We start from the raw sequence: 25,380 nt of genomic DNA on the forward strand, positions 1-25,380 counted from the left end.
AAGATGGACGCTATTCAATCTTAAGATTCGTGAATCATGGCGAAAAAACTTTGCGTCTCTGCGTCTTTGCGAGATTAAAAAAAACACAACTTTTGAATTAATAACTTTTGATATTTTTCTACCTTTAAAACCTATTAAAACTCCAACCAATTAAACTAAAATAATGAAATATAACAGATGTGGAAGAAGCGGACTATTACTACCTGAAATTTCTTTGGGATTGTGGCATAACTTCGGTTCTGTAGATAATTTTGATAATGCAGAAAGTATTGCTGTAGAAGCTTTTGATAAAGGAATTACGCATTATGATTTGGCAAATAATTACGGACCGGTTCCGGGTTCTGCAGAGACTAATTTTGGTAAAATTCTATGGCATAATTTTCAGGGAAATCTTCGTGATGAAATTATCATTTCGACTAAAGCGGGTTATACCATGTGGGACGGGCCTTACGGAGATTGGGGTTCCAGGAAATATTTGTTATCGAGTTTAGATCAGAGCCTGAAAAGAATGAAAGTAGATTATGTCGATATTTTCTATTCACATCGTCCAGATCCTGAAACTCCAATTGAAGAAACTATGATGGCGCTTGATTATGCCGTAAGAAGTGGAAAAGCGTTATATGTAGGAATCAGTAATTATTCGGCTGAAGAAACTCGTGTAGCGGTTGATGTCCTGAAGCAATTAGGAACGCCATGTTTGATTCATCAGGCAAAATATTCAATGTTAGAGCGTTGGGTCGAAAATGGTTTATTAGATGTTCTGGAAGAAAAAGGAGTAGGATGTATCGCCTTTTCGCCTTTGGCACAAGGACTTTTAACAGATAAATATCTGAATGGAATACCTGAAAACTCCAGAGCACATAACCCAAACGGACATTTAAAAGAAGATGAGGTAACTCAGGAACGCATTCAAAAATTAGTTCAGCTGAATGAAATTGCTCAAAATCGCAATCAGTCTTTAGCACAAATGGCTTTAGCCTGGCTGCAAAAGGATAAACGAATTACATCGGTTTTAGTTGGGGCAAGTTCTGTTAGGCAATTGAACAATAATATTGATTGTTTACAAAGTCTGGAATTTACTCATGATGAATTGAATGCAATTGAAAAGATATTGGAGTAAAATGTATTCTGTAAAATGTAAATTGTACATGCGCATATTGTAGAGGCGCACAGCAGTGCGTCTCCGTTGTGCATAAATAAACCCGACAGGTTTTTATCCCGAGGCTTCGGGACTGTCGGGTTTAAAATGTATAAAGGTTTGCTTTATCTATTTTTTCAATTGTAAATTGTATTTCTTCACAATATCCAAAGTCGATTTATCTGTAGAAAAAACCGAATTCAATCCTTGTGGTTCTTGCGGAGGATCTGTAGTTAACGGATCTCCCGGATTCCATTTTCCATCTTGAGTTACTGCTTTTCCTTCTCCACCAAATCCCCAAAAATTAGCGGCTTGTAACGGACCATTATTTTTAACGCTTTCGGCAACTCTGCTAAAAATATAATTGTAAAAAACATCTCTGTTTAATGTTGATGCAGTTGCCACTAAACTTTCGTTTTCTCTTCCTAAACCAAATTCTTCAATAATAATCGGACGCTTTAGGTTGTTAGCGACCTTAATGTGATCGTCAATATATTTACCTGCATTCTCAAGTGTTGTTGGCATTGATTTTTCTGGATTATCTGCCTTGAACCAATTCCAGTTTTTAGGCCAGATGTGCATGGTCAAATAATCAATGTTAGGATTTTGGTGTGTTCTTTCAAAAATTTCCATGCTGTCGTTCGAGCTGTTTTTCCCTTCAGAACCTGTTGAAACCAGATGATTTTTGTCCAGGCTGTCAATCAGATTTACAATGTTATTCAACCAAATCGTAAATTTTGTTTCATTTTCTACAGTAAATAATCGTGGTTCATTACCCACTTGCCACGCCATAATCGTATTATCTTCAGTATATTTCTTTTTAGAGTATTTATTGGTTCTTCCAATAATAAATCTCACATGATTTTCTAAAGCTTTCATGCAAGGTTCACAACTATGAAATTGTTCTGTATATGCCATAAATTGAGGCCAGGTATTGGGAGCAATATTCGGAACCGGAATTGCGCCTTTGCCATTCCACTCTAAATATTGTGACATTCCGCCGGACCATTCCCAGTTATTGGTTAGATATAAAACCGCATACATTTTGCGTTTGCTCATTTCACTGATCAAAAAATCTAACCCGTCAAGCAAATCATCATCGTATTTTCCCTGTTCGTATTGCAACGCTGGGCGAACTGTAAAATCGTATTTTCCGCCATCAGCACCAACGAGAATTCTGAGATTGTCAATTCCGTTTTTCTGCATCAAATCCAATTCACGAAGCAATCTTTTTCTGTCGCCCACTTTTTTCGAAGCCAGTAAACTTCCATACCAATAATTGGTTCCAATATATGCGTACGGTTTATTTCCTTTATAAAATTGCGTTCCTTTGACCGTAATTCTTTCCTGCGCCTGACAAGCAATTGCACAAAGCATTAAACCGAATACAAGAGTTTTTAGAAATTTATTTTTCATTAGTTGTTTTTTTAGGAGCTAATCCTGCTATCCGTTTCAATCTTTTATTTTTTTAAAGAAAAAAAACAAAAGGATTTCCACTTCTATCAGGGCTAGGGATTTTCGTTTTTTAGTTTGTCATAATCTTGTCATTTCGACGAAGGAGAAATCACACAAGGGATTCTACAAAGATTGGCGATTTTGATTTCGGAGTTTCTAGTGGGATCCCTCGTTCCTCGGGATGACATAAAAAGCGTTAATTATCAATTTATACTTTAATACGATCAATTAATTCCAAACAAGCCCGACTATTATGATATGGACATTTCCAGAATCCGGCTTTGTCTTTTTCGATCAAAGAATAGTCACGATTAATTCCCCAGAACCATTCTCCGTTTTCTTTGTCCAAAATGTATTTTTTTATAAAATCCCAGTTTTTATAAACAATTTTTAAGTACGTTTCATCACCTGTTAATTGATAAGCGTTGTAAAAACCAATTAGAGCTTCGGCCTGAACCCACCAATGTTTTTCGGCAACTAACTCTTTCTTTTCAGGATCTAATTCGTACCATAAACCACCATCAGAATCTAATCCTTCTCTGGTAACTTCAGCCATTTGAATGGCGTGTTTGGTATAATTGGCAATCAACGTTTCATCTTCAGAAATTTGTGCGCATTGCAGTAAAAGCCACGCAGCTTCAATGTCATGACCATACGAAATAACATCTGGTTTTTCGATCCAGTTTTCATTAAAGAATAATCGTAAATGTCCTGTTTCTATATTAATGAAATGTTTTTCTATTGTCTCTAATATTTCAACAATGTCACTTTTTAGCTTTTTGTCTTTCCAGACTTTATACAAATTGGCATATGCTTCAACGATATGCAAATGTGTATTCATGGTTTTCTTTTCATTGGCATCTTTATCGCTCAAACGCAAATCTTCGATAGGCTGCCAGTTGCGGGTTAAAGCTTCAAAATAACCTTTGTTTTCAGGATCGTAACTGTGTTCCTGAATTTTTAAATATAAATTTATGGCTATTTCTAAAGCTTTATCGTCTTTAGAAATAGCATAATATTCAGATAATCCATAAATAGCAAAAGCTAAAGCATAGATCTGATTTTTAGTGTCTTTTGGTGTTTTATCAGCGTTAATGCTCCAAAATAAACCTCCAAATTCAATATCATAAAAATAATCTGAAAGAAACTCAAAAGCGCGTTTGGCTACCTTTTTATGGCTTTCGTTTTTGGTTACTTTATAACTTGCCGAAAAACTCCAAAGAATTCTGGCGTTTAAAACAGAACCTTTTTCTATATTGGCAATAATATGATCATTGAAATCGATTTGACCAATAAAACCACCATTTTTATTGTCTAAAGTATATTTTGACCAATATTTTAAAATCGAATCAAGTTCGTCTGATAATTCAGATTTTAATTGCTTTAGTTGTATAGACACGGTAATTAAATTGTATTGTTTTTTTCGATTTGATTGATGATTGTTTTTACTGAACCTGCAGAAATAAAAGTATCTGCGGGAGCATTTGTAACATAATCAACCAGTTTTTCTATTGATGAAACGGCAACATGCATTCTGGTATCAGATGATGCATAATACACATAAACAGTTCCATCGTTATCTTCGATCCATCCGTTAGAGAATAAAACATTAGATACATCACCAACTCTCTCAATTCCTTCTGGTCCCATAAAATGTCCCGCAGGAACGTGTGTTACTTTCGAAATATCGTTTAAATCTGTCATGAACATATACAGGGTATAACGTAATCCTGCAGCCGTATTTCGAACACCGTGTGCAAGATGCAGCCAGCCTTTTTCGGTTTTAATAGGAGCTGGGCCAAGACCATTTTTTAATTCATAAATGGTATGATATTGTTTTCCGAAGATAATTTTCTCGTCTTTTACAACCGGATTTGTCATATCATCAACGTAGCCTAAACCAATTCCGCCACCGGCTCCAACATCAATAAATCCATCTTGCGGACGTGTGTATAAAGCATATTTTCCGTTTACGAATTCCGGGTGCAAAACTACGTTACGCTGTTGTCCTGTATTCGAAATTAAATCCGGTAATCTTTCCCAATTTATCAAATCTTTCGAACGAACGATTCCGGCATTGGCAATAGCTGAACTTGTATCTCCTTTTGGCGCTTTCGGATCTTTTCTTTCGGTGCAAAAAATACCATAAACCCAACCGTCTTCATGATTGATTAAACGCATGTCATAAACGTTGGTGTCCGGTTCTTCGGTTTGGGGAATCACGCATGGTTTCTCCCAAAATCTAAAATTATCTACTCCGTTTGGACTTTCCGCAATAGCGAAAAAAGATTTTCTGTCAATTCCTTCCACACGAACAGCAAGCAAATATTTTCCATTCCACTTCATGGCGCCAGCATTAAAAGCGGCATTCATTCCAATTCGTTCCTGTAAAAACGGATTTGTTTTTTCGTTAAGGTCAAAACGCCAGTTCAATGGCACATGTGCTGCTGTAACAACAGGGTTTTTGTAGCGTTCGTATATACCGTTTCCGGCGTGATCCTGTGGAGCATTTTTTTGCTCTATCAGTATTTTATGTTCTTTTTCTAATGCTACTTTTCTATCCTGAAATGTAGTTGAAGTGGCTATTGCTGTCATATAAATAGGTTTCTGTATCTGTATTTTTTAATTGATTTGGTCTCGTTTTTCGTTTAAATCCTGTTCGATTATCTGAAGCTTATCTTCTGATAAGGGATAAAACAGGATAAAAAGAACTGATATTATTGCCGCAATGGCAGGAAGAATACTCAGCATTAATTGAATTCCGTTTTGAGTTATTGCAGTTTGTTCCACATTTGCCTGGAAACCATAATATCCTAAAAGCCATCCCGTTCCGGCACCGCCAATTGTCCAGCCAAATTTTTGCGACATAGACGAAGCAGAGAAAACCAATCCTGTTGCCCTGCGGCCTTGTTTCCACTCTGAATAATCAGCACTGTCAGCATACATCGACCAGATTAGCGGGAAGATACAGCCGGCACAAATACTGATTAAAACCTGAAATGTCATGATTAAGAAAATATCTTCTTTCCCGAATAAATAGAAAATCAAACTTAAAATTGCGGCTAATGCCATAGCACCAAAAAAAGTTTTCTTTTTGCCAATCTTGTTCGCAATTGGTGTAGCGGCAATAACTCCAATGATATTGGCTGCCTGTCCTAAAACCAAATAAATAGACGTAGGGGTCATGTGAAAATCTGTCCCAAAAAGTGAAAAATCAAAATTGACGCTGCTGCTTACATAATATTTAAAATAATAGACGGCAGCTCCGTCTCGGATAGAATTGAAAACCAATGCACCAATTCCGGCTCCAAGTAAAATCCACCAAGGTTTGTTTTTTAGTAAATCTTTTAAATCCTCTTTTAGATTCGTTTGTTCATCTGATATTGGTTTAACCCTTTCTTTTGTAAAGAAGAAACAACCCCAGAAAAACGCAGTTGTAATTACTCCAAAAACTGAAATTGTAGCCAGCCAACCCGATTTGGAATTTAAGCTTCCTCCAAAATAGTTTACCAAAGGTTCAATTAACCAAAGTGCTAATAAACTTCCTCCAAAGGCGAAAACCATTCTGTAGGAGGATAAAGTTGTTCGCTCTTTTCTGTCAGATGACATTACGCCTAAAAGTGATGCGTATGGTACATTGATTAACGAATAAATCATCATCATGGCTGAATAGGTTACGTAGGCATATATTATTTTTCCTTTTTCGTCAAAATCAGGTGTGTAAAAAGTTAATACGCCAATTACGGCAAAAGGCACGGCAACCCATAATAAATAAGGTCTGAATTTCCCCCATTTGCTTTTTGTTCTGTCTGCAATGATTCCAACGATGGGATCAAAGCAGGAATCCCAGATGCGGGTAATCAAAAACATGGTTCCTACTACAGCAGGCGCCAGTCCGAAAACATCTGTGTAGAAAAATAAAAGATACATGCTGAAAATTTTCCAGAACATGGAGGATGCAGCATCTCCAAGACCGTAACCTATTTTTTCTTTTAAACTAATTTTGTCGTGCATTAGGCTTCTTTTAAAGGTTGTGAGTTAAATTTGGGGAATTATTTTAGTGCTTTTTTGATATCTTTTTCGAATAAAGTTCTGTCAAGTTTATAAAAGTCAACAAAATCTTTCTCGCTTATCTGGCCGGAATATGGTGCGTAATAATGCATTTTCTGTTCTTTTTCCTGCCAGCCGTGGTTTCTCCATAATAAAACATACGATATTTTATAATCGCCAATTGCTTTAGACAAAGTTCCTGTCCACCATTTTGGGTCTGGAATCGCTTCGTAACCTGCTTCGGCTATCGCAATTAGTTTATGATGTTTTGTGCCAATTTCGTTTAGGGTTTTAAGCTGATTTTGCACTTCGGCTATAAATTTTTTACCGTCTTTGTCATCATTATTCTGGTAGGAATCAAAACTCAAAATATCAGCATATTCGTCACCTGGATAATTTTCCAGAAAACCTTCTGCTGAATTAAAACTACTGGTATTGTAAATATAAATTAAATTATGAACTCCCTTATTTTGAAGATATTCAAAAGTAAATTTCCATAGGTTTTTAAATTCTTCCGGAGTACAATTTCCCTTTCCCCACCAAAACCAACCTCCGGTAAGTTCGTGATAGGGTCTGAAAAGAATAGGAATGTTTTTTCCTTTTTTATCTTTTAAGGAAATAAAGAAATCTGCTGCTTTATCTAACCAAAGAGTAAATTTTTTATGGTTTTCTCCGCCCGGTAAAATAGTTTTTAATGAGTTTGGGGTATTGTTCCAGGCACTTTTTCCGGTTGCAGGATTGTCAAAATGCATACTTATTGTCGAAATTCCACCTCTTTCATGTGCTTCTTCGATGTATTGTTTCATTTTGATAAAAGGAATACCATCAATATTATTAGCATCATTTCTCTCGAGGCCGGCAATGTCCCATCCGTAAACTGCCGGATAATCACCCACTACATCTTTTACATCGCTGCGTCCGTTTTCGTATTTCCAATTTACGCCATAAGCAAGATCGTCCTGATGCCCAAAAAGATAGCCTTTTTGAGATAATTGGTTTAGCTTTTTATATAAGGAAACCGTTTGAGTTGTTGCTTTTTTATCTGAAAGTGACAAATTAGTATTAGTTGAGACAGGTTGAGATGAACAAGAAGTACCTATAAGTACTATAACTATTAGCGTCAGGATATTTTTTTTCATTATGATGTACTTGTTGTTCAGTGCAGTAACTGCGAATTTATAAATATAGTAGTCTTTAAAAAAGATCAATTTAACCTATCGAAAATTCACTACTATTTTTGGATTAAAATTATCAAAACTATAAAAAGATATTGCATTAAAAATGATTAATGTTTATTATCAATGTTGTTTTTATAAAAATGATAATTCTATTTTTCAAAGATAATCGGATGTTTATCGTCTAATTAATATTATTTTATCAATTATATATCATATTATTGCAATTAAAAAAAATCAAAAAGTACTTCCTAAAATATTTTTAAAGATGAGTAATACTAAAAATTTTTACAGAGAAATCGCTCCACTTTCGGCTGGCGATAGTTTTTTAGTTTTTGACAGGGTGAAAGACAGTTTTGATTTTCCGGTACATTATCATCCGGAATTTGAGATCAATTTCATATTAAACGGAAAAGGAGTGAAGCGTGTTGTTGGTGATAATATTGAGGAAATTGACAATGTCGAATTGGTTTTGATTGGGCCTAATTTATATCACGGTTGGGAATTGAGTAAATGTACCAGTAAAAAAATTCACGAAATAACGATTCAGTTTCATAATGATTTATTTCATGAGTCTTTGTTATCAAGACGTATTATGAATCCAATTCGGGATATGTTCAATCGTTCGATTCATGGTATTTTATTTTCTAAAAAAGTAGCCGAAGAGTTGACGCCAAGGTTAGTAAAGCTTTCTAAATTAGATGGTATGGACTATTTTTTAGAAATCACTTCGTTATTGTATGATCTTGCGAATTCCAGAAATCAGCGTTTGCTGTCTACCTATACTGTAGATTATGATACGTTTGATGACTATGATAAAATGAAGTTGGTGTATGAATATGTGCAAAAGCATTTTGCAGATAAAATCACTCTTGAAGATGTTGCGAATGTAGCCAGCATGTCAATTATTTCTTTTAATCGTTTTATAAAAAAACGTACCGGAAAAACTTTTGTCAATTATATAAATGATATCCGTATTGGTTATGCTGCGCGTTGGCTGGTAGAAAAGGATATGAGTGTTTCTGAAGTCGCTTTTAAATCGGGATTTAATAATATCGCAAACTTCAATCGTAGTTTTAAAGCTATTAAAAATTGCACGCCCAGTCAATATAGAGAAGATTTTTCTGGATTAAAGCGTATTTTGTAGTGATACTTTTTTTGCACAAACAAATATTATTTTTAACGAAATCGTTTGCTTTTTCGCATATTCGTTAATTTTTATTTATAATTCATGAGGGTTTAATAGGTGTGATTTACGAATAATGTAATTTTTGATTACTTTTTTTTTCATATGTGTTTTTTTAAAACGTTATAGTAAAAATATTATCATTAAATGATATAATACTATCGATTTAATGTTTTCTTGTGTTATAGATTTGTTAAATAATTTAAGAAAATAAATACCATCTTTTTGAGACTTGAATTATCAAACAAATTTAAACTAACCAAACATTTATTATGAAAAAACTAATGACTAACTTCATTCATTGGAATGCTAACCACAGAGCAGTTCCTTTGATTTTATTTTTGTTGCTGACAAGTAATTTTATTACTGCTCAGGTAAAAGTATCGGGAATTGTATCAGATGAAAAGGGATTGTCTATTCCTGGGGCAAATATTTCGGTTGTGGGACTAAAAACAACTGTTTCAACAGACTTTGACGGTAAATATACAATTGATGTTCCCGCAAATTCTACTTTAGTATTTTCTTTTATTGGTTTTAATACGCAAAGGATAGCTGTAGGAGTAAATAAAACTATTAATGTAGTTTTAAAAACAAATGCTGAAGACTTAAAAGATGTAGTCGTAATAGGTTACGGAACTCAAAAGAGGAAAGATATAAACAGTGCTATTTCCAGTATTAGTTCTAAGGATATTGAAAATTTAAAAGTAGTTTCGTTTGATCAAATGATGCAGGGTAAAGCTGCCGGAGTTGTTGTAAGCAGTAATTCAGGAGAACCGGGAAGTAATGTGTCAGTAAAAATTAGAGGGGTTTCATCTTTAACAGGAACCAATGAACCATTGTATGTTATTGATGGTGTGCCAATATCCGGAGATGCGCGTAACTCGTCTACTTCTGGTAGAAATGCATCAGGAAATTCTAATTTTTCTAATTCAGGAAATATTACATTAAGTCCTTTGGCGCTTATAAATCCTAATGATATTGAGTCTATCGATATTTTAAAAGATGCTTCTGCAACAGCTATTTATGGTTCGCGCGGGGCTAATGGAGTTGTAATCGTAACTACAAAATCAGGTAAAAAAGGTACAGGGAAATTATCATTCGAAAATTCGTATTCAATCAGTAATCTTCCTAAGAAATTACATTCTATGAATCTGCAGCAATATGCAATTCATCAAAATGCATTGGCAGAAGTTTATGATCCTACTGCTAAACGTCCGGAATTTGCTCATCCTGAAGTTTTAGGACAAGGTACAGATTGGCAGGATGCGATATATCAAACAGGTATAATGACATCGAACCAGTTGTCTTTTTCAGGTGGTAAAGAAGGAATAAATTATTATATATCAGGAGGCGTATTAAATCAGGAAGGTATTGTAATTGAATCCGGATTTAAAAGATATAACTTCAGAACAAATGTTGATGCCAAAGTAAATAGTTTTATTAAAGTTGGTATTAATGTAAGCGGTGCAATTACTGACGAAAAATTAACTCTAAACGGACAATTCAACGGGGTTGTGGCAACTTCATTATTAGCAACTCCGGATGTGGCTGTAAGAGAATTATCTGGTGCTTTTGCAGGGCCGCCAGCCGGAGGAGCAACATCATTTGTTAATCCTGTTGCAACTTCATTATTGGGTTCTAATACTTTGGTAAGAAAAAACTATTCTGGAAATTTTTATACTCAGGTTGATTTGCTTAAAGGTTTAGAATATCGTTTTGAAGCTGGTGGTTATATCTATGATAATTTAGGACAAAGATTTGATCCAATGTATTCGTTGGGGAATGCGGTAAAAAGTTTCGCTAATTTATATTACAGTCCTTCAAGTGGGAATTCGTGGAACTTAAAAAACATGCTTACTTACAGAAATACTATTGGTAAACACAATTTTACAGTTTTGGCTGTGCAGGAGTCTAACAGAGCGCACTGGGAAGGATATACTATAACAGGAGAAGGTTATAAAGATAATAATGATAAATCTCTTGCGGCTTCTGATTTGCCTAAAGCGGTAACAAGCGGTGTGTATTCAGGAACTCAGACTTTAGCATCTTATTTAGGAAGGGTGGTTTATGATTACGGAGATAAATACGGAATTTCTGCTGCAGTAAGAACAGATGGGTCTTCTAAGTTTTTTGTTGGAAATAAATGGGGTGTTTTTAGTTCTGTAGGTGGTTCATGGAAACTTTCTAATGAGGCTTTTATGGAAGGAACTAAAAAATATGTTGATGGAATAAAACTTAGATTTGGCTGGGGACAAACGGGAAATAACCAAATTGGAAATAATTTATATGATGCTAATCTGCACTTGATCAACAGCTCAATGGGAACTTCTTATTTGCCATCAAATACACCAAATAAAGATTTGAAATGGGAAACTCAGGATCAAACGAACTTAGGATTGGATTTTGCATTGTTTAAATCTAAACTTACTGCATCTGTAGATTTGTATAAAAAAGTTTCAAAAAACTTCTTGTATCAGGTTCCTTTGCCAAACTTTCTTTCCGGAGGTGGTGATTATGAAGGTGGTGTAAATCCTCCTTACTTTAATCTTGGAAGTATGGAAAATAAAGGTGTTGAGATTACGCTTGGTTACAGCGAAAAATTTACAGAAAATTTTTCCTGGAATGCTAATTTAAACTTTACCAAATATGTAAATGAGGTGACTAATATGGCAGGATTAAATATTGTTAGAACAATGGGTACTCTTGCTTATAATACAGTGACGGTTTCAAGAACCCAGGAAGGTTTGCCAATTGGATCATTTATAGGTTATGAGGCTTTAGGAATTTACAGAACAGATGATGACCTGACAGCTTATGGTCATACAGATGCTACCGGAACTAAAGTAGTTTTAAAAAATGGAACAAATTCATTATTACCTAGTTTTCAAAAAGGAGATGTTATCTATAAAGATCAAAACAATGACGGTGTTATTGACTTAAAAGATATAGTGAATATTGGGAATCCGAATCCTAAATTTACTTATGGATTTACAAACAACTTTAAATATAAAAATGTCGATTTGTCGGTTTTTGTTCAGGGAACAGCAGGAAATAAGTTAATGAATTTAACTCGTGCTTCAGGTGTAATGAATAGTAATATGGGCACAAATTATTTAGAAGAAGCTGCAGATTTTTATTCGGCTTCAAATTTAGATGCTTCTCTGCCAAGGCCATCAACTTATGATAATATAAACAATGCAGTATCAACACGTTTTATAGAAAATGGATCGTATTTAAGAGTTCAGAACGTGACTTTGGGGTATTCTCTGCCTTCTGATATGATTTCGAAGCTAAAATTATCAAGATTGAGACTTTATGTTTCCGGACAAAACTTATATACGTTTACAAAATATAAAGGATATGATCCCGAAGTAGGTTCTTATAATCAGGATGCGTTGTTATCTGGTGTGGATAACGGACGTTACCCAACGCCAAGACAAATAACTTTTGGTTTTAATGTTGAATTTTAATACGAATTAATATGAAAAATATACTAAAAATAAACAGTGCTGTTGCTATGGCGCTGATATTGTTGATCTCATCGTCATGTTCTCAGGATTTTCTTGATGTGCCGGCTGAGGGAACTCCTACAATAGGTAATTATTATGATTCAGATTCAAAACTTGATAACGCCAGCAACGGATTGTATGGTATTGTTTGGTTCAATATGAATAAATCGGCATTTTATGGTATTACAGATGTAATTTCTGGTAATATGTATGCAAGTCAATACAATGATTTTGGTAAGTTCACAGATTTAAGTTTTACCAATTCTCAGGCTTTTATTTCTGATGCCTGGAGATCATGTTTTGGAGCGATTGCAAATTCTAATGCTTACATCAGCAATTTGCCTCAAAGTGTTGGGCCAAATGTTAGTAAAGAAGCATTGAATAACGCCTTGGGCGAATCCCATTTTATCAGAGCCTTTTCTTATTTCTTTCTGGTAAGATTATGGGGAAATGTGCCTATTATCGAAAATAATGCTGATTACTCAAAAAACTTTGTGATCCCAAGTAATCCAACTGAGGATGTTTATAAATTTATTGAGAACGATTTAAAATTTGCAATAGCGAATTTAAGAACAAAAAACAGAGGTTCTGACTATGCATCAAATGCACATGTGTCAAGCGGATCTGCAAAAGCTTTTTTAGCAAAAGTTTATTTATACCAAAAGAAATATGACCTGGCAAGACAAATGGCTCAGGAAGTAATTAATAGCGGTGAGTTTAAATTGTTGGGTGGTGAAGAATTGCCTACAAAATCTTTTGCCGATTTATTTTTGCAAAAAAACAATAATAATGAAGAGTCTATATTCTCATGGCAATGGACAGGCGCAGGAACTTATTTTGAGGGAAACTTCTCTAATACTTTGTTCGCTCCAGAAAATAGATTGGTAGAAACTACCTATTCAGGCCAGATTGCACCATCTCAGGATTTGATTCATAATGTTTTTGAAGATGGTGATAAAAGAAGAAAAGAAACGTTTATGCTGCCGGGGGATTATTATCCTAATTTAACATATGCACAAACGCTTGCTGTTGATTCACCACTAATTTTAGGGTATACATTTGCGATAGAAAATGAAGCGCAAAGTTCAGGAGCGGGATTGAAAAAATATGTAATCGGAAAAGAAAATTTACCAATTACAGGTCCATTTAATCCTCCGTTTAACGGTGAAAGCAGTATGAACAGTTATATGATGCGTTATGCTGAACTATTATTAATTCATGCCGAAGCTATTTTGGGCGGACAATCAGGCAGTACTACAGATGCTATGGCATTAAAATCGTTTAATGCTGTTCGTTTAAGAGCTGGTCTGCCTATTAAAACATCAATCTCCTTTGATGACATTTTCAAAGAAAGACGTGCAGAACTAGCTTGCGAAGGAGATTATTATTTTGACCTGGGACGTTTGCCTTTCGCGAAAGCAAAAGCAATTTTAGAAGCACAAAACAGAGGGGATAAGGTTACAGAAAAACACATTTCGATTTCTGCAAGTAACCTTTTATTGCCTTATCCGGCAGATGATTTGATTAAAAATCCAAAATTAACAGAAGTAGCACCGTATACTTTTAAATAATTTTTAAAAATAAAAATATGAAAAATATAAAAATTGTTTCGTTAACAGCATGTATGACATGGATGTTATCTTTAATGTTTTTTAGTTCCTGCTCAAATGATGACAGTGCTTCAGTTTATACAGGTACACCGATTATAGAATCTATATCACGTTCAGGTTATGATACTGCGGGAAATCTTTTACCATCAACTCCGGTTACTTTAGTAGATCCAAAAAATTATTATATCATTCATGGAAAAGGATTATTGTCAACACAAAAAGTCTATTTTAATGATTTTGATACTTATTTCAGACCCACTTTTGTAACAGATACAGATATTGTTATTTTGGTAGATGAAAAAACACCTTATGCCAATGCTGCTAATCAGCTAAAAGTAGTGACAGGAAGCGGAACAGCTGTTTTTAATTTAACCGTTGCACCTCCGGCACCAACATTTAATTGGTTCAACTCTATTAATGCTGCAGAAGGTGACATCGTTACTGTTAATGGTGATTATTTCCTGAATCCTATTGTTAAAGTAGGGACAGAAAATGTACCTGTTGTGTCTTCTACCTTAACTGAAATTAAATTTAAGATGCCAGCCAATGCTACTGATAAATATGTCTCAGTTACTAATATTTCAGGTACTGGTGTTTCTGCAGAAGCTATTGGTTCAGCACTTTATGATGATGTAATGCAAGGAGATGCGGGTCACTGGATGTGGCAGAGTGCAGACTCTTTTGATACTGGTTATAAAGTGGATAAAGTGCAGGGAGAATCATCGATTAAATTTGTTTTTGGTGGATGGAATGGGGCAGATATGAAATTTAATTCAAGAGATGTTTCCAAGTATAAAGCGTTTAGAGTTAAGGTTAAAAGCATTTCTACAAATACAAATGCAAGTATAACATTTGTTTTTGGCGGATGGGCTTATCAAATTAAGAAGTCTCTGGCTTCAAACTGGACTACAATCGAAATCCCTTTTTCTGAAATTGGAAATCCAACAACTTTTGATCAGTTAACATTACAGGAATCCGGTGGTTTTGGTGGCAACACTATCCTTATGGATGACATGGGGTTTGTTTTGAAATAGTACATTTTATTTTGAGTTTTGTTTTAAGTATTCCCTGATCTACTCAATTAGGGAATACTTTTTTAGAATATTTTTTCGGGTTTTTAATTTGATAATCAAGTAGTTGTGTGATTTTTTAGTACTGCTATTTGAGGAAATAATATCATTTATGGTTTATTTTTCTGGTTAAATTTATTGTATTATAACAAAATATATAAAACAAAAATCATGAAAAAAAATGACTTTTCAGGTGTTCGCACTTTAAAAATTTCAAAACAAAATGAACTTTCGATATTAAGTTTTATTTTAATATTAATCAGTTTTGCAGTAAATGCTCAAGTTATTGGAGGTGCAAATCCGTATTGTTTGTCTTCAAGTCCCACTTATACAGTTACAAAACCTTCGGATGGGATTGACTATACAGAAGTAAAATGGATATGCAGTGATCCAAGTGTTACATTTTCAGGGAATCCATCCCTATTGTCACTTTCTAAAGTGTTATATAAAAATCCGGGTTCTATTGCGGGAGGTACAACTCTTACTGTACAATTTTTGAATGGTACAACTGTGGTTGCTCAAAGTAATGTTTTTACCTTTATAGCTCCAAATTTACCGGCACAACCCAGTTATTATGTTACAAAAACAAATGATTATTGTACAACTCAATACCATATAATAACACTTAATATTACCCCAAATCCAAATCCGACTCCCAATACCAATTTTACTATTTCACCAAGGGTTCCTGATGCCAGTATTATAATTACGCAAACTTCTAAAAATGTATTCGAATTAAAACTGCCATTAAACGGACAATCTTATTTTTTATATGATGTAACAAGTACAACTTCGTCGTCAGGATGTTTATCAAACTCAGTTACTTCAACATCATATGGCAATTCGGTTTCTTTAAACTTAGCAGGATGTGCTAATAATACCCCGGGAGTAAATTATGATGTGACAATAGCCCCAAATCCTTATAGTAACGGATATATAACTATTTATGCTCCGGCAATTAGTTCTTTAGGAACCGGTACAATTTGTAAAGTATATAATGGTTCAGGTGTTTTAAAAGCTACTTTTCCGTTATCGGCTGCGTCAACATCATTTCCACTGAAAACTACAGTTGGAGCTTCTTTAACAGCGGGACTTTATATTGTACAGGTAACGTACCCAAATGGGATTGTAAAAACTCAAAATTTGGTTGTGAATTAAATTAAGTTCTTTTTAAAAAATAAGAACTCCATTTCGAAATATCGCGATGGAGTTTTTTATATCATTATCCATTTAAAAACTACAATAGAATATAATAAAATATCAAAATAAATAAAAAATGAAAAAAGCAGTAGTATTATTGTTTGCTTTAAGCATATCAGGTTTAGGGTTTAGTCAGGGAAATACGCACACACAGCTGGCAGGAAAATTTGAAGGTTTGGCAATGACGCCTCCAATGGGCTGGAATTCCTGGAATACTTTCGGGACAAGTATTGATGAAAAATTAGTAAAAGAAACAGCTGATATTATGGTGTCATCCGGAATGGCTGCTGCAGGCTATAATTATATTGTACTGGATGATGGCTGGATGACCAGAGAACGTGATGTAAACGGGGACTTGATTCCTGATCCGGTTAAATTTCCCGGCGGAATGAAAGCAGTAATCGATTATGTTCACAGTAAAGGCTTGAAATTTGGTTTATACAACTGTGCAGGAACGCAAACTTGTGCCGGTTATCCGGGAACACGAGGTTACGAATATCAGGATGCTCGATTTTATGCTAAACTGGGAATAGATTTTTTGAAATACGATTGGTGCAATACGCAGGGAATCACAGCTAAAGAAGCTTATACGACAATGAGCAATGCGCTTAAAACTGCCGGAAGACCTATTGTTTTCAGTCTTTGCGAATGGGGAGATAATCAACCATGGGAATGGGGAAAACCAATTGGTAATTTATGGAGGATTTCTGGAGATATCTATCCTTGCTTTGATTGCGAATTTAAACACGAAGAAGGAAATTGGTCTTCTTGGGGATTTATGAAAATCGTAGAGATGCGTAAAGATATTCGTAAATATTCTGGTCCGGATCATTGGAATGATTTTGATATGATGGAAGTAGGAAACGAAATGAATGATACCGAGGATAAGTCGCATTTTGCAATGTGGTGTGTGATGGCATCACCGCTTGTTGCCGGAAATGATTTTAGAAAAATGTCTAAAGAAACACTTGCAATTTTAACCAATAAGGAATTAATAGCTGTTAATCAGGATAAATTAGGGATTCAGGGATTTAAATATTCTGCTGAAGATGGGCTTGAAGTTTGGGTAAAACCTTTGGCAGATGGTAATTGGGCCTTGACTTTTTTGAACAGAAGTGAATTGGCGAAAAAAATCAATTTTGATTGGAAAAAGCATACTATCAAAGATGCTGATTTTGGTTATGAAGCTAATTTTAGTAAAACAATTTACAAGCTAAAAGATCTTTGGAAAAATAAAGAGACAGGTAATACAAAAAAGAATTTTACTGCTGATATTGCTCCTCATGATGTAATAACACTGCGATTAATACCTTAAAACTTATAATAATGAAAACGAAAACAAATCTCTTTATACTTATTTTATTATTGATGTTTTTTGTTTCGAATGCACAATTTGTAAAACATCATGGTCAGTTAAATGTTAGCGGAACTCAATTGACAGATAAAAACAATAAACCAATTGTATTGCGTGGACTGAGTTTTGGCTGGCATAGCATGTGGCCGAGATTCTATAATGAAAAAGCAGTAGGTTGGTTAAAAAAAGATTTTAATTGCAATGTAGTTCGTGCTGCAATGGGAATTGAGTTAGGTGAAATGTCATATATAAAAGAACCGCAACTTTCAAAGCAAAAAATTGAAGCGGTTGTAAAAGGGGCTATAAAAAATGATATATATGTTATTATTGACTGGCATAGTCATAATATTAATTTAAAAGAAGCTACAGCATTTTTTGATGAGGTTTCTAAAAAGTATGCAAAGTATCCTAATGTAATATATGAGATATTTAACGAACCTGATTATGAATCGTGGCCAGAAGTTAAGGCTTATGCCGAAGAAGTAATTAAGGTCATTAGAAAAAACGACCCGCATAATATTATTCTCGTGGGTTGTCCACATTGGGATCAGGATGTTGATCTTCCTGCTGCTGACCCAATTAAAGGATTTAGCAATATAATGTATACAATGCATTTTTATGCGGCAACACATGGCAAAGAGTTAAGAGATAAAACAGATGATGCAATAAAAAGTGGTTTGCCTGTATTTATTTCAGAATCTGCAGGTATGGAGGCTTCAGGAGATGGCCCTTTAAATATAAAAGCGTGGGAGGAATATATAGATTGGATGGAAGCCCGAAAATTAAGCTGGATCACCTGGTCTGTTTCTGATAAAGATGAAACTTGTTCTATTTTAAAAAAGTCTGCTAAATCAGAAGGAAAGTGGCAAGAAGAAGATTTAAAAGAATCTGGGATTAAAGTTCGGGAATTTTTAAGAAAATACAATACTCAGGAATAACCATCCTCGCATAAGTTTTTAAAGTCTGTTCAATTTGAACAGATTTTTTTTGTAGGAATTGTTACGTGTGGTTTTTAGTGTAATTTATTTTTCGTGAATCTGTCTTTTAAAGTATTATTTTATTTTTATTTTTAATATACCCTATTTTTTAAGGGGGTGGTTGTTTTTTAAAGATATTTTTATGTGGTATTGTATGTTTTTAAGTAGGTAAAAGTTTATTTTATTTTTAATTTAATGGGGTTTGATGTGAAATTTGGTTATTGAATTTTCAAAAATAAAGAAGTATAAATGTCAAATCATGATTATTGCCAAGTTAATTTTTGTAATCCATAATTCTTTACTCAAAACATCAAAAAAACAGATTTCAGTTATTCTACTCATGCAAAAGTTAATAAATTCGCTAATGAAAAAGAGAATGTTTTAGAGGCGGGTAAGAGGTTTTAGAAATGACTTATACTATTAAATAGATATATAAAAGATTAACTAACCAGAATCAATTAATAACTAAAAACCAATTAACACATGAAAAAAGTATTACACGTATTAGCCGCGATGTTAACAAGTTCTTTTGCTTTTGCCCAAGATGAGACTGAAGCATCAGTTTCGCCAGCAACCACTTGGGGAGGATCAGCAGACGCTTATTATAAATATGATTTTTCAAAACAAATGAATGGATTAACGAGCTTTACCAACTCACAAGATTCATTCGAATTAGGGATGGCCTCAATTCAGGCAGCGCATACGTTCGGAAAAGCTTCAGTTTTTGTAGACTTAGGTTTTGGAAAAAGAGCAGGGGAATTTTCATATAATGAAACAACGGATAAAGATATTACAGCAAAATTTTTAATTAAACAATTGTTCTTTACTTATCAGGTTTCGGATGAATTTAAAGTAGTCGCAGGTAGTTTTGGTACACATATAGGATATGAAGTATTAGATGCGATAGGCAATAAAAACTATAGCATGTCTTATGCTTTTTCTTATGGCCCATTTTTTAATACTGGAGTAAAAGCAGTATATACATCAGGGAAATTTACAGCTATGGCCGGGATTACAAATCCTACAGATTTTAAATCAGCCATGGATGCAGGTTCAAGCCAAAAAACATATATCGCACAATTAGGATATATAGGTGATACCGGAAGTGCTTATTTAAATTTTACATCAGGCAGTAGTAATCCTGCATCTGATGAGAATAAAACACAAATCGATTTTGTGGCATCTAAAACAATAACTGATGCTTTTTCTTTGGGATTTAATGCAACATATGCTAAAACCAAAAATGATTTCGATAGTGAGTTAGACGGAGATTGGTTCGCATTAGTAGGATATGCTAATTATGCTTTTAAGCCATCTTTGAGTCTGGCTTACAGAATAGAATATTTTGATGCTAAAGATGCTGCTGCCAGTTTAGGGACATTAACAGGATCAAATGTTTTTGCTAATACAGTTTCTTTGAATTATAAAGTTGGAAAACTAACCATAATTCCTGAGCTAAGATACGATGCTGCGTCTGAAGATATTTTCTTAGATAAAGATGCTGCTCCAGCAGGAGGATCTTTCTTCGGATTAATTGCTACAACATACTCTTTCTAGAGATAAAGATTGATATTTTTTTTTTTTTTTTTGGAGCTGTCGAAACATACTAATGTTTTGGCAGCTTTTTTATTTGAAGACTTTTTTGCTACGATTAGAGTATAGGGAACTGAAGAAGAGTTAGTAAATTCTTTTCACGCAGATTTAAAAAAGATTTAGGTAAATGTGTGTAAGAATATTTAATGCAAAAGCTAAAATTAAATCCATTTAATCTGCAGAATCTGTGTCAAACAAAAAAAGTTTTTCGTTTAGTTTCTAACATTATGTTTTATTTCAATTTATGCAAATTAGTGTAGTTTGTGGTAAAAAACAGAGAAAGAAAAGAAGAATCAATCTTTTTAATTGTTTGATCTGTGGCAAAACTCTTCTTTTTATTTGTTACTACGTGATATAGTAATAAAAAAAACGCGTTTCTAAATATTTAGAAACGCGTTTATATTTTAGTATTTATTTTTTTACTGAATTTGCTTTTTATAAATCGAGTAAATAGTATCTATTGTTTTTCGATCTAGAGTAGCAGTTGTATCAGTTTGAATATAATGCAATTTGAAAGCCTGAATTGCTGCTGAAAGATTCTTAGTATTATATCCAATAATTCTTAAAGCCGGTTCGATTTTAAAATCAAACGGAGCTTCTTCGAGAACTTCATCCGGCCATATTCCAAATCCTTTTTCTGCTAACGTTTTCCATGGAAACAACGCGCTTGGATCTTGTTTTCTGCCTGGTGCAATATCCGCGTGACCTAATATGTTTTGAGTCGGAATGTTGTAATCCTTCTTTAATTTTGTCAAAAGAGCTACAAGACTACTAATTTGTGCTTCTGTAAAAGGTTTAAAACCATTATTGTCAAGCTCTATCCCAATAGAAGAAGAGTTTAAGTCTGTGTTTTTCCCCCAGGTCGATGCTCCTGCATGCCATGCTCTTAAATAGTCATTTAACATTTGAACGACTTTCCCATTCTCAGAAATGATGTAATGAGCACTTACCTGTGTTCTGGTTATGGTAAAAGTTTTTATAGTTTGCTGGATAGAATCCTGTGCTGTATGATGAATAACAATAAAACTTGGTTTTCTTAAATTAAAGTTTACTGTGCCAATCCATTCTGTGTTTACACCATTTAGTAAATAAGTAGATCCGGTTTTTGACAGGGTATCTTTTACTATACCTAATTGTGCAGCATAAGTTGTGTCAATAACAACAGGGGTGACTGCCGGAATTGGTTGGGCTTCTTTGTTTGTAATTTGATTTTCTAAAGTTTTAAGCTGCTTGTCATAAACCTTTTCAGTTGTCTTGTAGGGGTTTGTAGAACATGCGGTAATGATTAGGGCTAATATCAGGAAACAAAAATGTTTTTTTGCCATGGTAGTTATATTTTAAGACGAGTTTGAAACAATTATTCTTTGATTTCTTTTGTTTCTATATCTTCCTTAACATCTTTTGTGTCTTTGTTTTCTTTAGAATCTTTTTTCTTTTTTGATTTAGAAGGTTTTTTTATTTCCTTAAAATCAGCCATAAAAGCAGTATATTTTTCAATCTGATCAGGATTCAAAAAAGCAGTAATCTTTTTTGTAGTACTTTCTCTTAGAGCTTTAATTTGTTCTAATTTCTCATCCTGGCTGCTGCTTTCATTTTTCAAAAGAATACCTTGCTCTTTCATACTGTCAGTAAAAACATTCGTAATAGCAATCGCTTGAAGTTCATCAAGATTTACTACCGGTTTCATTTGTTCTACAATTTTAGCAGCTGTCTCTTCTACAGGAACTTCTTTAGGTTTGCTGGTGTTGCCTTGCGGTCCTCCCATCATACTTCTGTCCATACCCATTCCACCACCTCTTCCGTATCCGTTTCCTCCATAACCGCCACCTCCGTAACCATTATTGTATCCATTTCCGTATTGAGCAGAAACAGAATTGAAGCAGAATAAAGTAAAAACCAAAAGAAATAAAGATTGTATAGGTTTCATAAAATTGTTTTTATCTAAAATTGGTAATTGTTTAGCGTAAATTTAAGCAGGTTCTCCGTATAAATCAAATTCTGTTGCTTCTATTATTCTTATATTAACAAATTCTCCTGTTTTTACGTAATGTTTAGAAGCGTCAATCAAAACTTCATTATCTACATCCGGGCTGTCAAACTCGCTTCTTCCTACAAAGTGAGCTCCTTCTTTTCTGTCAATGATACATCTATAGACCTGACCTACTTTTTCCTGGTTTAAATCCCATGAAATTTGAGACTGTAATTCCATTATTTCGTTTGCTCTTGCTTGTTTTACATCATCCGGAACATCATCTTCTAATAAATAAGCATGCGTGTTTTCTTCATGAGAATAAGCGAAACATCCCATTCGGTCAAATTTCATTTCCTGAACAAAATCTTTCAAAATCTCAAAATCTTCCTGAGTTTCACCTGGATATCCAACAATTAAAGTTGTTCTAATTGCTATTCCGGGAACAGCTGCTCGAAAATCTTTTAATAATTGAGTCGTTTTAGCCTGAGTAGTACCACGACGCATAGATTTTAATATAGAGTCAGAGATATGTTGTAAGGGAATATCGATATAATTACAAATCTTAGGTTCGCGTTTCATTAATTCTAATACATCCATTGGGAAACCTGTAGGGTATGCATAATGTAAACGAATCCATTCTATACCTTCTACTTTTGCTAATGCTTCTAAAAGCTCAGCAAGATTTCTTTTTTTATAAATGTCAAGACCATAATAAGTTAGGTCCTGAGCAATTAAAATTAGTTCTTTAACGCCATTTTTAGCTAAACCTTCAGCTTCTTTTACTAGTTTTTCAATAGATTGAGAAACGTGTTTACCACGCATAAGGGGAATAGCGCAAAAGCTGCAAGGTCTGTCGCAACCTTCGGCAATTTTCAGGTAAGCATAGTTTTTAGGAGTTGTTGTCAAACGTTCTCCTAATAGTTCATGTTTATAATCAGCTCCTAAAGCTTTCAGCAACTGAGGTAATTCTGTTGTACCAAAATATTGATCCACATTAGGAATTTCTTTTTCTAAATCAGGCCTGTAACGTTCAGATAAACATCCTGTTACAAAAACTTTATCAACTAATCCTCTGTCTTTTTTGTCTGCATATTCCAAAATCATATTTACTGATTCTGCTTTAGCATTATCAATAAAACCACAAGTGTTGATTACGATAATGTTTCCTTCTTCTGCTGCAGGCGCCTCATGAGTCACTTCTTTTCCGTTTGCACGAAGCTGTCCCATTAAAACTTCACTGTCATATACATTTTTCGAACACCCAAGAGTGATTACGTTAATTTTGTTCTTTTTTAAAGACTTGGTTCTCATACTTTTATAAATTGGAGTGCAAAATTACACTTTTTTATTCAAACACCACTTGTTTCCGTTTCTTTTAGATGTTTTTTATGAAGCTATTCCTGCTGTCCGTTATATCTTTTCCTTGCTAAAGAAGCAAGAAAAAGGATGTCACTCTCATCAGGGCTAAAAAAAATCCGCCAAGTAAAACCTGACGGAAATTTCAATTCATCTATTTATTCTTAATTACAATTCAAATAATAAAGTCAAAGTAACATTGTTTAGCTTCGATGTAATGTTGGCGCCATCAGTAAATCCGGTTGCGAAAAATCCCTGATTAGATTTTCTTTCTAAGTAAGAGTAAGCTAAATCTAGTTTAGTTCCTCCAAAATTATATCCTAAACCTCCTGAATAACTGTTTGTGTCTCCAATAGTTGTTCCGTTTTTATATGGACTTCCTTCAAAACGGTAACCGCCGCGTAAACTCAACTGTTTTATTTTATATTCAGCACCAACTCGTAATTCGCCATTGCTTGTTAGTTGATTGTTAATCTGGGTGTTTACACGGCTAAAGCCTTCATCGTTTGTTGGTTTGTATTTAGTATTTCCATAGTCTTTGATAGCGTAATCTACACTAATTAAACCTGATTTTCCAAATACATATGCAGCACTAAAAGTGGTTTTTCCCGGAGTTTGTAAAGTATATGAATCATAAACATTCACAATATTTGGGTTTATGTTTGCGTAATTTTCTGGTCCGTTGATAGCTTGTGTGGTAGTGTAAAGGCTTTGAGAAACTTCATCATTCATTTCATACCACGTATTTGATTCGTAAGCTAAACCAAGACGAAATGATTCTGTAACTTTTGCAATAGCTCCAAGTTGAAAAGAAAAACCATTACCATAAGTATACAGGTCATTATTAAAACGCAAATTCGAAATAGTTGCATTTGCTTCTAATGGATTGCTGTTATCTTCATAAAAACTGCTTGATCTTCTGAAATCAGTTATATGTACATTTAAATTAGCTCCAAGATATATTCTGTCTTTATAAGATGTAGCGATATTAAAACTTAATTTACTATTGTATCCGCTGGTGTAAACTTCATTTTCATGATAGTAGTTACCACCTGCAGGTACATTTGAAGTGTATTGATTGTTATTGTCAGTTTCTGTAACTGGGTTTATAACAAAACCTCTATATCCAAAATAAGCTTGCTGTTCAGTGAAAAACTGATCTCTATATGGAATGTCGGTAATTACGCTTAAAGGGATTCCATTATTTTTAAATGGTTCTCCATTAGCATAAGCTAAAAAATATTTATCAATAGAATTTGTTGGATTTGTTCCTACTGACACAACACTGTTGTCGAAATTATTCGTGTTTTCATAAGTTGCTCCAATTGCAATTTTTTTCCAGTTGTTGCTTGGGTTGTGATCATGAAAAACAAAAATAGCTCCTGCCTGATTTAGAATAAATGAATTTTCTTTGTCGCTTGTCTGAGTTCCAAAATAGTTAGAATTATTTTTGATATTTTGGTTACTGAAACTTATACCAGTTTGATTGTTAGAGAAAATTGCAGATCCTGCCGGATTGACACTCATAGAAGATAAATCTCCACCAACTGCTCCAAACGCACCGCTCATTGCTCTAAAACGTGCTGTTCCGGTTAAATTGTCTTGCGCATAACGAACGGCATCAGATATTTCTTGTGAATGTGAGACGCTGGCTGTTAGTCCTGTAATAAGTAGGAATAATATTTTTTTCATTTGGGTAAAGTTTTAATGTGATTTTTTAGATAAGTGAATGAAG

General features: G+C 34.1%; 18 protein-coding genes. 9 read left to right on the top strand and 9 right to left on the bottom strand.

Going from position 1 to position 25,380, the window contains the following annotated elements; all coding sequences use genetic code 11:
* Positions 1-163: 163 nt before the first annotated feature.
* Entirely contained in the window at positions 164-1,120 is a 957-nt protein-coding gene (locus tag RC62_RS12435; protein ID WP_055095592.1) for an aldo/keto reductase, read from the top strand.
* Positions 1,121-1,267: 147 nt separating this feature from the next.
* On the opposite strand, the gene RC62_RS12440 is transcribed toward RC62_RS12435, so the two are convergent.
* The 5 genes from RC62_RS12440 to RC62_RS12460 all read right to left on the bottom strand — a co-directional run bounded on the left by RC62_RS12440 (position 1,268) and on the right by RC62_RS12460 (position 7,782).
* Complete coding sequence (locus RC62_RS12440; RefSeq protein ID WP_055095595.1) at positions 1,268-2,554, bottom strand: glycoside hydrolase 5 family protein; 1,287 nt, start codon at positions 2,552-2,554, stop codon at positions 1,268-1,270.
* 247 nt (positions 2,555-2,801) lie between these two features.
* Entirely contained in the window at positions 2,802-3,992 is a 1,191-nt protein-coding gene (locus tag RC62_RS12445) for an AGE family epimerase/isomerase (RefSeq protein ID WP_055095597.1), read from the bottom strand.
* Positions 3,993-3,997: 5 nt separating this feature from the next.
* Positions 3,998-5,188, bottom strand: a complete 1,191-nt coding sequence (locus RC62_RS12450) for a glycosidase (RefSeq protein WP_055095599.1) — start codon at positions 5,186-5,188, stop codon at positions 3,998-4,000.
* Positions 5,189-5,215: 27 nt separating this feature from the next.
* Positions 5,216-6,607: an MFS transporter gene (locus RC62_RS12455; protein WP_055095601.1), complete on the bottom strand. Its 1,392-nt coding sequence runs from the start codon at positions 6,605-6,607 to the stop codon at positions 5,216-5,218.
* A 38-nt stretch (positions 6,608-6,645) separates the two neighbouring features.
* Entirely contained in the window at positions 6,646-7,782 is a 1,137-nt protein-coding gene (locus RC62_RS12460; RefSeq protein ID WP_055095602.1) for a glycoside hydrolase family 26 protein, read from the bottom strand.
* A gap of 304 nt (positions 7,783-8,086) precedes the next feature.
* Between RC62_RS12460 and RC62_RS12465 the strand changes: the two genes are divergently transcribed.
* The 8 genes from RC62_RS12465 (at position 8,087) to RC62_RS12500 (ending at position 20,281) form a co-directional block, all read left to right on the top strand.
* A complete protein-coding gene (locus tag RC62_RS12465; RefSeq protein WP_055095604.1) occupies positions 8,087-8,965 on the top strand; it encodes a helix-turn-helix domain-containing protein in 879 nt (292 codons plus the stop codon).
* Positions 8,966-9,276: 311 nt separating this feature from the next.
* Positions 9,277-12,474, top strand: a complete 3,198-nt coding sequence (locus RC62_RS12470; protein WP_055095606.1) for a SusC/RagA family TonB-linked outer membrane protein — start codon at positions 9,277-9,279, stop codon at positions 12,472-12,474.
* An 11-nt stretch (positions 12,475-12,485) separates the two neighbouring features.
* Positions 12,486-14,084 carry a RagB/SusD family nutrient uptake outer membrane protein gene (locus tag RC62_RS12475; RefSeq protein WP_055095608.1) on the top strand — a complete coding sequence of 533 codons (1,599 nt, stop codon included), beginning with the start codon at positions 12,486-12,488 and terminating at the stop codon, positions 14,082-14,084.
* Between the two features lie 17 nt (positions 14,085-14,101).
* Positions 14,102-15,157, top strand: coding sequence for an IPT/TIG domain-containing protein (locus RC62_RS12480; RefSeq protein WP_055095610.1), 1,056 nt, complete (start codon positions 14,102-14,104; stop codon positions 15,155-15,157).
* A 207-nt stretch (positions 15,158-15,364) separates the two neighbouring features.
* The gene (locus RC62_RS12485; RefSeq protein ID WP_055095612.1) at positions 15,365-16,351 is read left to right on the top strand and encodes a T9SS type A sorting domain-containing protein; all 987 of its coding nucleotides are present in this window, start codon (positions 15,365-15,367) and stop codon (positions 16,349-16,351) included.
* A gap of 118 nt (positions 16,352-16,469) precedes the next feature.
* Positions 16,470-17,708, top strand: coding sequence for a glycoside hydrolase family 27 protein (locus RC62_RS12490; protein WP_055095614.1), 1,239 nt, complete (start codon positions 16,470-16,472; stop codon positions 17,706-17,708).
* 11 nt (positions 17,709-17,719) lie between these two features.
* The gene (locus RC62_RS12495) at positions 17,720-18,685 is read left to right on the top strand and encodes a glycoside hydrolase family 5 protein (RefSeq protein WP_055095616.1); all 966 of its coding nucleotides are present in this window, start codon (positions 17,720-17,722) and stop codon (positions 18,683-18,685) included.
* 522 nt (positions 18,686-19,207) lie between these two features.
* On the top strand, positions 19,208-20,281 hold the full coding sequence (locus tag RC62_RS12500) for an outer membrane beta-barrel protein (protein ID WP_055095618.1): 1,074 nt from the start codon (positions 19,208-19,210) through the stop codon (positions 20,279-20,281).
* Between the two features lie 455 nt (positions 20,282-20,736).
* On the opposite strand, the gene RC62_RS12505 is transcribed toward RC62_RS12500, so the two are convergent.
* The 4 genes from RC62_RS12505 to RC62_RS12520 form a co-directional block, all read right to left on the bottom strand.
* Entirely contained in the window at positions 20,737-21,642 is a 906-nt protein-coding gene (locus tag RC62_RS12505) for an N-acetylmuramoyl-L-alanine amidase (RefSeq protein WP_055095619.1), read from the bottom strand.
* Between the two features lie 32 nt (positions 21,643-21,674).
* Positions 21,675-22,244, bottom strand: coding sequence for a hypothetical protein (locus RC62_RS12510; protein ID WP_055095621.1), 570 nt, complete (start codon positions 22,242-22,244; stop codon positions 21,675-21,677).
* Positions 22,245-22,286: 42 nt separating this feature from the next.
* Positions 22,287-23,600, bottom strand: coding sequence for a 30S ribosomal protein S12 methylthiotransferase RimO (gene rimO / locus RC62_RS12515; RefSeq protein WP_055095623.1), 1,314 nt, complete (start codon positions 23,598-23,600; stop codon positions 22,287-22,289).
* A 213-nt stretch (positions 23,601-23,813) separates the two neighbouring features.
* Positions 23,814-25,337, bottom strand: a complete 1,524-nt coding sequence (locus tag RC62_RS12520; RefSeq protein ID WP_055095625.1) for an OmpP1/FadL family transporter — start codon at positions 25,335-25,337, stop codon at positions 23,814-23,816.
* Positions 25,338-25,380: the final 43 nt, after the last annotated feature.

It is taken from the genome of Flavobacterium aquidurense, from assembly GCF_001404985.1.
Taxonomy (GTDB): domain Bacteria; phylum Bacteroidota; class Bacteroidia; order Flavobacteriales; family Flavobacteriaceae; genus Flavobacterium; species Flavobacterium aquidurense_B.

Excerpts from the sequence above, each read along its gene's own strand:
- RC62_RS12435 (WP_055095592.1), top strand. The coding sequence starts at position 164 with ATGAAATATAACAGATGTGGAAGAAGCGGACTATTACTACCTGAAATT.
- RC62_RS12440 (WP_055095595.1), bottom strand. The coding sequence starts at position 2,554 with ATGAAAAATAAATTTCTAAAAACTCTTGTATTCGGTTTAATGCTTTGT.
- RC62_RS12450 (WP_055095599.1), bottom strand. The coding sequence starts at position 5,188 with ATGACAGCAATAGCCACTTCAACTACATTTCAGGATAGAAAAGTAGCA.
- RC62_RS12455 (WP_055095601.1), bottom strand. The coding sequence starts at position 6,607 with ATGCACGACAAAATTAGTTTAAAAGAAAAAATAGGTTACGGTCTTGGA.
- RC62_RS12460 (WP_055095602.1), bottom strand. The coding sequence starts at position 7,782 with ATGAAAAAAAATATCCTGACGCTAATAGTTATAGTACTTATAGGTACT.
- RC62_RS12465 (WP_055095604.1), top strand. The coding sequence starts at position 8,087 with ATGAGTAATACTAAAAATTTTTACAGAGAAATCGCTCCACTTTCGGCT.
- RC62_RS12470 (WP_055095606.1), top strand. The coding sequence starts at position 9,277 with ATGAAAAAACTAATGACTAACTTCATTCATTGGAATGCTAACCACAGA.
- RC62_RS12475 (WP_055095608.1), top strand. The coding sequence starts at position 12,486 with ATGAAAAATATACTAAAAATAAACAGTGCTGTTGCTATGGCGCTGATA.
- RC62_RS12480 (WP_055095610.1), top strand. The coding sequence starts at position 14,102 with ATGAAAAATATAAAAATTGTTTCGTTAACAGCATGTATGACATGGATG.
- RC62_RS12485 (WP_055095612.1), top strand. The coding sequence starts at position 15,365 with ATGAAAAAAAATGACTTTTCAGGTGTTCGCACTTTAAAAATTTCAAAA.
- RC62_RS12490 (WP_055095614.1), top strand. The coding sequence starts at position 16,470 with ATGAAAAAAGCAGTAGTATTATTGTTTGCTTTAAGCATATCAGGTTTA.
- RC62_RS12495 (WP_055095616.1), top strand. The coding sequence starts at position 17,720 with ATGAAAACGAAAACAAATCTCTTTATACTTATTTTATTATTGATGTTT.
- RC62_RS12500 (WP_055095618.1), top strand. The coding sequence starts at position 19,208 with ATGAAAAAAGTATTACACGTATTAGCCGCGATGTTAACAAGTTCTTTT.
- RC62_RS12505 (WP_055095619.1), bottom strand. The coding sequence starts at position 21,642 with ATGGCAAAAAAACATTTTTGTTTCCTGATATTAGCCCTAATCATTACC.
- RC62_RS12510 (WP_055095621.1), bottom strand. The coding sequence starts at position 22,244 with ATGAAACCTATACAATCTTTATTTCTTTTGGTTTTTACTTTATTCTGC.
- rimO (WP_055095623.1), bottom strand. The coding sequence starts at position 23,600 with ATGAGAACCAAGTCTTTAAAAAAGAACAAAATTAACGTAATCACTCTT.
- RC62_RS12520 (WP_055095625.1), bottom strand. The coding sequence starts at position 25,337 with ATGAAAAAAATATTATTCCTACTTATTACAGGACTAACAGCCAGCGTC.